Raw genomic sequence first — 8,637 nt, 5'->3', positions numbered from 1 at the left:
GCTCATCGACATGTAACGCAGTACCTGACGCGTCGGTTTACGCAGGTCACTGACGTGGTCCAACGTTGAGCTTCTTGCTCAACTCTGGCCCCGGAACTTTCATCTCGGTGCCGAGAGTTGGGTGCCGGCAGCGATGCTGTTGTGTGGCACTGACCTCCCGCTGACTTCTGCGCAATGCAGATCTACGGGCACAGCACCTTATGCGGACATCGGGGCACAACAAAAAACCCCGCGATGCGGGGTTCTTGTTTTCCTCAGCAAGCCAAGAGAGATGGCCTGAGATAGTTGCGGGCCTGGCCCTCAGTCGCCCAGTGTCAGAAGCGAAGCGTTGCCGCCTGCGGCCGTCGTATTGACGGTGACAACCTTCTCGGTGGCGAAACGGAGCAGGTAATGCGGGCCGCCGGCTTTCGGGCCGGTGCCTGACAGGCCCTGGCCGCCGAAGGGTTGCACGCCCACGACCGCACCGATCTGATTGCGGTTGACGTAGACATTACCGACCGCAACACGCGTGGTGATGCGATCAATGGTCTCGTCGATGCGCGAGTGCACGCCCAGGGTCAGTCCGTAACCGGTGGCATTGATCTGATCGATGACGGCGTCGAGTTGGTCGGCTTTCCAGCGGATGACATGCAGGACCGGCCCGAAAATTTCGCGCTGCAGCTGCGCAAGCGAGGTCAGCTCGTACGCGCGTGGTGCGAAAAAGCTGCCGTTGGCAGTGGCTGGATCCAGGATGGTGGTGCCGATCAGGCGAGCTTCGCGATCCATCCGTGCCGCATGATCGTCGAGGATCTTGAGCGCATCTGCGTCGATGACGGGACCAAAATCGGTGGACAGCAGTGCAGGATCGCCGATTTTCAGCTCTCCCATCGCGCCGGCCAGCATGGTCATGACCTTGTCGGCGATGTCGTCCTGCACGAACAGCACGCGGGCCGCCGAGCAGCGTTGGCCGGCTGACATGAAGGCGCTGGAGATCGCATCCTTGACGACCGCTTCCGGTAACGAGGACGAGTCGGCGATGAAGGCGTTCTGGCCACCGGTTTCGGCAATCAGCATGCCGATCGCCGCATCGCGCGCGGCGAGGGTGCGGTTGATGATGCGTGCGGTGTCGGTGGAGCCGGTGAAGGCCACACCCGCCACGCGCGGATCGTTGGTCAGTGCGGAACCGACCGTGGCGCCATCGCCGGGCAGGAATTGAACAGCCGCTTCCGGTACGCCAGCCTCGTGCAGCAGTTTGACCGCCGCAAAGCCGATCAGATTGGTCTGCTCGGCTGGCTTGGCGATGACGCTGTTGCCGGCAGCCAATGCGGCGGCGACCTGCCCGAGGAAGATGGCGAGCGGGAAGTTCCAGGGGCTGATGCAGACGAAGACACCGCGGCCATGCAGCTGCAGTTCGTTGGATTCGCCGGTTGGCCCGGGCAGACGCTCGGGTGCACCGAACTGGGCGCGTGCCTGGGCGGCGTAGTAACGCAGGAAGTCGACCGCCTCGCGTACCTCGGCTACGGCGTCGGGCAGGGTCTTGCCGGCCTCCCTGACGCAGATCGCCATGAACTCGGGCATGCGTGCTTCGAGCAGGTCGGCGGCATGCTCCAGGATGGTGGCGCGGCTGGCCGCCGGCGTACGGTTCCAGGCCGGCTGCGCGGCAGCGGCGGTTGCCAGAGAGGTCTGCACGGTGGCCGGATCGGCCGGCTGCCAGTGCCCGACCGTTTCGCGTCGGTCCGCCGGGTTGCGCACCGCCTCGCTCTGCGTGCTGATCACCGCGCCGGGCACCAGTGGACCGGCCTTCCACGGCTTGATGGCGGCATTGAGTTGCTCGGCTAGCTGCCGCAGATCGTTGTCGCTGGCGAGATTGGCGCCCATGGAGTTTTTCCTGTGTTGGTTCTGGCTGCGCAACAGGTCGGTCGGCAGCGGGATCTTGGGATGCGGGATCGAAGCAAACGACGACACCGCTTCGACCGGATCGCGGATCAACTCTTCGATGGCGACGTACTCATCGGTGATGCGATTGACGAAGCTGGAATTGGCACCGTTCTCGAGCAGGCGACGCACAAGATAGGGCAGCAGATCCTCATGCGAGCCGACCGGCGCATACACGCGGCACGGCAAACCCAGGCGATCGGCCGGAATCACTTCGGCGTACAGGTCATCGCCCATGCCGTGCAGCTTCTGGTGCTCATAGACCTTGCCACCGGAGATCGCACGCACGGCAGCGATGGTCTGCGCGTTGTGGGTGGCGAACATCGGATAGAGCGCGTCGTTGTGCGCGAACATGCGACGCGCACAGGCCAGATACGACACGTCGGTATTTTGCTTGCGAGTAAACACCGGGTAGCCGGGGTGACCTTCGATCTGCGCGCGCTTGATTTCCGCGTCCCAGTACGCACCTTTGACCAAGCGAACCGGAATGCGTCGCCCGACACGGCGTGCAAGATCGGCGAGAAAATCGATCGTGTACGGCGTGCGTTTTTGATACGCCTGCACGGCCAGGCCGTAGCCTTCCCAGCCGTCCAGCGAGGGATCGGAAAAGGTGGCTTCGATGATGTCCAGCGACAGTTCCAGACGGTCGGCTTCCTCGGCGTCGACGGTGTAGCCGATGCCATAGGACTTGGCCAGCTGCGCCAGCTCCAGCACGCCTGGAACCAGCTCGGCCATCACCCGCGCACGCTTGGCATGTTCGTAGCGCGGATACAGTGCCGACAGCTTGATCGAGATGCTGGGCGCTGCGAACACGTCGGTACCGACGAAGCTGCCGCTACGGCCGATCGCATGAATCGCATCGCGATACGCCTGCAGATAGCGCTGCGCATCCTTCATGGTGAGCGCGCCTTCGCCGAGCATGTCGAACGAATACCGATAGTCGGCATTGTCGCCTTTGCGCGAACGCGACAGCGCTTCACTGATGGTCCGGCCCATGACGAATTGATGGCCCATGATCTTCATGGCCTGGCGCACGGCCAGGCGAATCACCGGCTCGCCGACGCGGCCGATCAGGCGCTTGAACGCACCAGGCACATCGGCGCGGGTGAGGTCGTTGAGCTGCACCAGCCTGCCGGTGAGCATCAGGCCCCACGTAGAGGCGTTGACCAGCACCGAGTCGCTGCCGCCCATGTGCTTCTTCCAGTCCGCATCGCCCAGCTTGTCGCGGATCAGCTTGTCTGCGGTGTCCTGGTCGGGAATGCGCAGCAGCGCTTCGGCCACGCACATCAGCAACACGCCTTCCTCGCTGCCGAGGTCGTACTGGCGCATGAAGGCTTCGATTGCGCCCTGATCCTGCGCACGGGCGCGCACGCGGGTGACCAGGTCGGCGGCAAGCGCCTGCACCTTGGCCTGATCGGCGGCGGGCAGACGTGCCTGGTCGAGCAATGCGCGGACGTGCTCGGTTTCGTCCTTGAGCCAGGCGGCGGTGATCGCCGCACGCAATGCGCCGGGTGCGGCAGGCAGCTCGGGCGCCAGCAGCGGGCGCGCAACGGAGGGAGAGGCAAGCGGGTCGAGCTGAGCGTTCATGCGAAGGGTGCCTGGGAATCCTTGCTCATTCTAGAGATCCGTACCCCTGCGCACTTGTGTGGAAGCGGCAACTTTTCCGCCGTTTTGTGCACGTGGCCGGCGCAGGCCCAAAACAGACTCGATCCTTGCCGGCCGCAGCCGCGGGCATCGGCACATGCACCGGGAAGTGACTGATTTACGCGTGTTTTTAGCTGCACTGCAGCAATCGAATGATTGCCGGAAACGCTTGCCGCACGCGTCGGCGCGGGTCTACCGTCGGGCTGTTCCCGCAGTCCGCTGCGTGTCGCCAATGATCGAAGTACTGCCATTGATGTCCGAAGGGATCGGGACGCAATTGCGGTTGCGGCCTCCACGGGCATTGTCGGCCAGGCAGTTCGTGCTGTTGTTTGCGGTCCTGGCTGGAACGATGTGGTTGTTTGCGGGCCTGGGGTGGTGGACCGGCAATGCATACGCGCCGGTGTTCGCCCTGTTGCACAGTGGTGTGGTGGCGCTGGCGCTACGGCAGTTGTGGCGAAGTGGCGAGCGCGAAGAAGCGATCCGGGTAGGGGAGACCGTTGTCGAGGTGTTTCCATCCGGACATGCGCCACCAGCGTTTCAGGCACATCCGCATTGGGTGCGGTTATGCATGGAACGCGACGAGAGGGTGGTGCTGGTCAGCAGCGGCAGGCAGATCGAGATCGGAAGTTTTCTCGGGCCGGCCGAACGTGTGGAACTGGCAGATACCCTGAAACGCTTGCTCGCGGCCGCCAATGGCCGTCACCGATGACGTAAGGGTCTAGGCAATGACGCAACGCAGCAGCTTGAAGTGGATGTGCAAGGGGTGGGGACTGGCCTTGGCGACGCTGGCGAGCGCTCCGGCGGCCTTGGCGCAATCGGCCGACCCCAAGGAATGGCAGCTCAACATGGGGCGCGGGGTGACCCAGACCGCGCGCATGGCCTACGAGGCGCATATGGTGGCGCTGTGGGTCTGCGTGGTGATCGGCGCGCTGGTGTTCGGCGCGATGGGCTATGCCATCTTCAAGTTCCGCAAGTCCAAGGGCGCGGTGGCTGCACAGTTCAGCCACAACACGCGGGCCGAAGTGCTGTGGACGGTGATTCCGGTGCTGGTGCTGATTGCCATGGCCTGGCCAGCGACGGCCAAGCTGATTGCGATGTATGACACGCGCGAATCGGAAATGACGGTCAAGGTGACCGGCTACCAGTGGATGTGGAAATACGAATATCTGGGCCAGGGCGTGGAATTCACCAGCCGCCTGGCGCGCGAATCGGACCGCATCCGCCAGAGTGGCGAGCGCCCCACGGCCGCCTCGCAGCCGCATTACCTGCTGGATGTCGATAACCGCCTGGTGCTCCCGGTCAACACCAAGATCCGCTTCGTGATCACTGCCGACGATGTGATCCATGCCTGGTGGGTGCCCGCGCTGGGGTGGAAGCAGGATGCGATCCCCGGCATCGTCAACGAAGCCTGGACCAATATCGAACAGCCGGGCGTGTATCGCGGGCAATGCGCCGAGCTCTGCGGCAAGGACCATGGGTTCATGCCGATCGTGGTCGAAGCGCTGCCCAAGGCCGAATTCCAGCGCTGGCTGGCCTCGCGTCGTGGTGCTGCGCAGGCGGCGCCCGCAGGTGCGGCGCCGGCTCCCGCGGTACCCACTCCTGCAACGCCGGCGCCGGCGGGCGATGCAGCGCCTGAAACCGCACCCGCGACGCCGGCTGCCGCGCCGACCGCCGCTCTTTAACCGCACGCAACCGCACCGCTTCGCAGAGGTCGTTCCGTCATGGCGCATACCGCAGTCGATCACCACGGACACCACCAGCCCGGTTTCGTCGAGCGCTGGTTCTTTTCGACCAATCACAAGGACATCGGCACGCTGTACCTGCTGTTTTCCTTCGTGATGTTCATCATCGGCGCGGCGATGAGCGTGGTGATTCGCGCTGAACTGATGCAGCCCGGGCTGCAGTTCGTCAAGCCGGAATTCTTCAACCAGATGACCACCGTGCATGCGCTGGTGATGATCTTCGGCGGGGTGATGCCGGCCTTCGTCGGCCTGGCCAACTGGATGATTCCGCTGCAGATCGGCGCGCCGGACATGGCGTTACCACGCATGAACAACTGGTCGTTCTGGCTGCTGCCGGTGGCCTTCACCCTGCTGCTGCTGACGCTGTTTCTGCCCGGCGGCGCGCCTGCCGGGGGCTGGACGCTGTATCCGCCGTTGTCGCTGCAGGGCGGCTACAACGTGGCGTTCAGCGTGTTTGCAATCCACGTGGCCGGCGTCAGCTCGATCATGGGCGCGATCAACATCATCGCCACCGTGCTGAACATGCGCGCGCCGGGCATCGACCTGCTCAAGATGCCGATCTTCTGCTGGGCCTGGCTGATCACCGCCTTCCTACTGATCGCGGTGATGCCGGTGTTGGCCGGTGCGGTGACCATGCTGCTGACCGACAAGTTCTTCGGCACCAGCTTCTTCAATGCGGCCGGCGGCGGCGACCCGGTGATGTACCAGCACATCTTCTGGTTCTTCGGGCATCCGGAGGTCTACATCATGATCCTGCCAGCGTTCGGCGTGGTCAGCGAGATCATTCCGACCTTCAGCCGCAAGCCGCTGTTCGGCTATCAGGCGATGGTCTATGCGATCGCCGCGATCGCGTTCCTGAGCTTCATCGTGTGGGCGCACCACATGTTCACCGTGGGCATGCCGCTCGGCGGCGAAATCTACTTCATGTTCGCCACGATGCTGATCTCCATTCCGACCGGAGTGAAGGTGTTCAACTGGGTCAGCACGATGTGGAAGGGCTCGCTGACCTTCGAATCGCCGATGCTGTGGGCGGTGGCGTTCGTGATTCTCTTCAGCATCGGTGGATTTTCGGGCCTGATGCTGGCGATCGTGCCGGCCGACTTCCAGTATCACGACACCTACTTCGTGGTGGCGCATTTCCATTACGTGCTGGTCACCGGCGCGGTGTTCGCGCTGATTGCGGCGGTGTACTACTGGTGGCCGAAATGGACCGGGCGCATGTACAACGAGGCCTGGGCCAAGTTCCACTTCTGGTGGACGATGATCTTCGTCAACCTGCTGTTCTTCCCGCAGCATTTCCTCGGCCTGGCCGGCATGCCGCGGCGCATCCCCGATTACAACGTGGTGTTCGCCGATTGGAACCTGGTCAGCTCGATCGGTGCCTTCGGCATGTTCGCCACCCCGTTCCTGATGGCGGCGATCCTGTTCGCCTCGCTGCGCAGCGGCGCCCGTGCCGATGCGCGTGCGTGGGAAGGTGCCAAGGGGTTGGAGTGGACGGTGCCGTCACCGGCGCCTGCGCATACCTTCACCGTGCCGCCGGTGATCAAGCCTGGAGATCTTGCGCATGAAGACATCGGTCACTGAGTCTGCCTCGGAGCCGGCAGTGACGCGTCTGCTTTCTGCGGCCGAGCGGCAGGCGCAGCAGCGCCGCGCGGTGCGACGCACGGCGATCACGGTCGGCATCATCGCGTTGCTGATCTACGCCGGGTTCATCGCATCCGGAGTCATCGGGCGGTGAATGCACGCGCGCCCGCGCCTGCACCCACGGCTGGCTTGTTCAAGCTGCTTGCCGTGGTACTGGGCGTGTTCGTGCTGACGTTTTCCTTGGTGCCGCTGTATCGCATCGCTTGCGAGAAGGTCTTCGGGATTCGCATGGAGCGCGCGCCCGGCAACGCGCGGGCAGGCGCGGGCGCGCTCGCCGTGCCAGGCAAGCGCACGGTGCGGGTGGAGTTCGATGCCGGGGTCAATTCCAAATTGCCGTGGACCTTCCATCCCGAGCAGATGACGATGGATGTAGTGCCTGGCGAGCTCAATGAAGCGCTGTACTTCGCGCGCAACGACAGCGCGCGCGCAGTGGTCGGCAGCGCGGTCCCGTCGGTCGCGCCGGCGCGCGCATCGGGGTATTTCAACAAGACCGAATGCTTTTGCTTCACCGCGCAGACCTTGCAGGCCGGCGAGACGCGCGACATGCCGCTGCGTTTCATCGTCGATCCGGCGCTGCCGCCGGAAGTCACCACCATCACCTTGTCCTATACGTTCTACCGCAACGACGCGCTGACCTCTGAATTGCAGGGCGGAGGCGCCTCTGGTGCGCCACGCGCCGCACCGTAAATCCATCCACCCTTACCACGACACGGAAGCAACGCCATGGCCGATCACAGTCCCAACGCCGATGCGTATTTCGTCCCGAGCCAAAGCAAGTGGCCGTTCGTCGGCTCGATTGCGATGTTCGTGATGATGATCGGCGTGGCCAGCTGGCTCAACGACGCGGCGTGGGGGCGCTGGACGTTCTTCGCCGGTATGGCGATGTTGCTGGCGACCTTGTTCATGTGGTTTGGCGATGTCATTCGCGAGTCCAACGCCGGCAACTACAACCGCCAGGTGGACGGTTCGTTCCGCATGGGAATGGTGTGGTTTATTTTTTCCGAAGTGATGTTCTTCGGCGCCTTCTTCGGTGCGCTGTTTTATACGCGCGTGCTGACGCTGCCCTGGCTGGGCGGCGAGGGCGATGGCGTGATGACCAACGAATTGCTGTGGAACGGCTATTCGGCCGCCTGGCCGACCAATGGCCCGGGCACGATCGGTGGGCAGTTCCAAACCATTCCGGCCTGGGGCCTGCCGCTGATCAATACCTTGATCCTGCTCAGCTCCGGCGTGACCCTGACCATTGCCCACCACGCGCTGAAGGGCGGGCGCCGCGGCGCGCTGCTGCTGTGGCTGGGGCTGACGGTGCTGCTGGGCTGCGTGTTCTTGTTCCTGCAGGCGGAGGAGTACATCCACGCCTACACCGAGCTCAATCTCACCCTGGGCTCGGGCATCTACGGTTCCACCTTCTTCATGCTCACCGGTTTCCATGGCATGCACGTACTGCTGGGCACGATCATGCTGGCGGTGATGTGGCTACGCGCGGCCAAGGGCCACTTCACCCGCGATAACCACTTCGCCTTCGAAGCGGCCGCGTGGTACTGGCACTTCGTCGACGTGGTGTGGCTGGCGTTGTTCCTGTTCGTGTATGTTCTTTGAGGGCGGGGATTCGGGAGTGGTGATTCGGGATTCGCAAGAGCAGGCGCCTGCGCTTTTGCCAATCCCCCATGCCGAATCCCCAATCCCATCGGCC

At 63.8% G+C, this 8,637-nt stretch carries 7 protein-coding genes; 6 read left to right on the top strand and 1 reads right to left on the bottom strand.

The window, feature by feature from the left end; genetic code table 11:
• Window positions 1-300: 300 nt before the first annotated feature.
• Window positions 301-3,501 carry a bifunctional proline dehydrogenase/L-glutamate gamma-semialdehyde dehydrogenase PutA gene (putA, locus tag XCSCFBP4642_RS0120600; protein ID WP_029221434.1) on the bottom strand — a complete coding sequence of 1,067 codons (3,201 nt, stop codon included), beginning with the start codon at window positions 3,499-3,501 and terminating at the stop codon, window positions 301-303.
• Window positions 3,502-3,790: 289 nt separating this feature from the next.
• Here putA and XCSCFBP4642_RS0120595 point away from each other — a divergent pair, with 289 nt between their 5' ends.
• Genes XCSCFBP4642_RS0120595 through XCSCFBP4642_RS0120570 form a run of 6 tightly spaced genes read left to right on the top strand, consistent with a single transcriptional unit; the run spans window position 3,791 to window position 8,543 of the window.
• Entirely contained in the window at window positions 3,791-4,267 is a 477-nt protein-coding gene (locus XCSCFBP4642_RS0120595; RefSeq protein ID WP_029221433.1) for a DUF2244 domain-containing protein, read from the top strand.
• A gap of 16 nt (window positions 4,268-4,283) precedes the next feature.
• Window positions 4,284-5,240 carry a cytochrome c oxidase subunit II gene (gene coxB / locus XCSCFBP4642_RS0120590; protein ID WP_029221432.1) on the top strand — a complete coding sequence of 319 codons (957 nt, stop codon included), beginning with the start codon at window positions 4,284-4,286 and terminating at the stop codon, window positions 5,238-5,240.
• Between the two features lie 39 nt (window positions 5,241-5,279).
• On the top strand, window positions 5,280-6,884 hold the full coding sequence (gene ctaD, locus XCSCFBP4642_RS0120585) for a cytochrome c oxidase subunit I (RefSeq protein WP_029221431.1): 1,605 nt from the start codon (window positions 5,280-5,282) through the stop codon (window positions 6,882-6,884).
• A gap of 19 nt (window positions 6,885-6,903) precedes the next feature.
• Window positions 6,904-7,038: a hypothetical protein gene (locus XCSCFBP4642_RS30415; RefSeq protein ID WP_008577456.1), complete on the top strand. Its 135-nt coding sequence runs from the start codon at window positions 6,904-6,906 to the stop codon at window positions 7,036-7,038.
• Complete coding sequence (locus XCSCFBP4642_RS0120575; protein ID WP_029221430.1) at window positions 7,035-7,631, top strand: cytochrome c oxidase assembly protein; 597 nt, start codon at window positions 7,035-7,037, stop codon at window positions 7,629-7,631. The genes XCSCFBP4642_RS30415 and XCSCFBP4642_RS0120575 overlap by 4 nt, the downstream gene beginning before the upstream one ends.
• Before the next feature lie 36 nt (window positions 7,632-7,667).
• Window positions 7,668-8,543: a cytochrome c oxidase subunit 3 gene (locus tag XCSCFBP4642_RS0120570; protein WP_029221429.1), complete on the top strand. Its 876-nt coding sequence runs from the start codon at window positions 7,668-7,670 to the stop codon at window positions 8,541-8,543.
• The last annotated feature ends 94 nt before the right edge of the window (window positions 8,544-8,637 follow it).

This window comes from Xanthomonas cassavae CFBP 4642, from assembly GCF_000454545.1.
Classification (GTDB): domain Bacteria; phylum Pseudomonadota; class Gammaproteobacteria; order Xanthomonadales; family Xanthomonadaceae; genus Xanthomonas; species Xanthomonas cassavae.
Note: the sequence above shows the minus strand (reverse complement) of the source record. Positions and strands in the feature narration are given on the sequence as shown.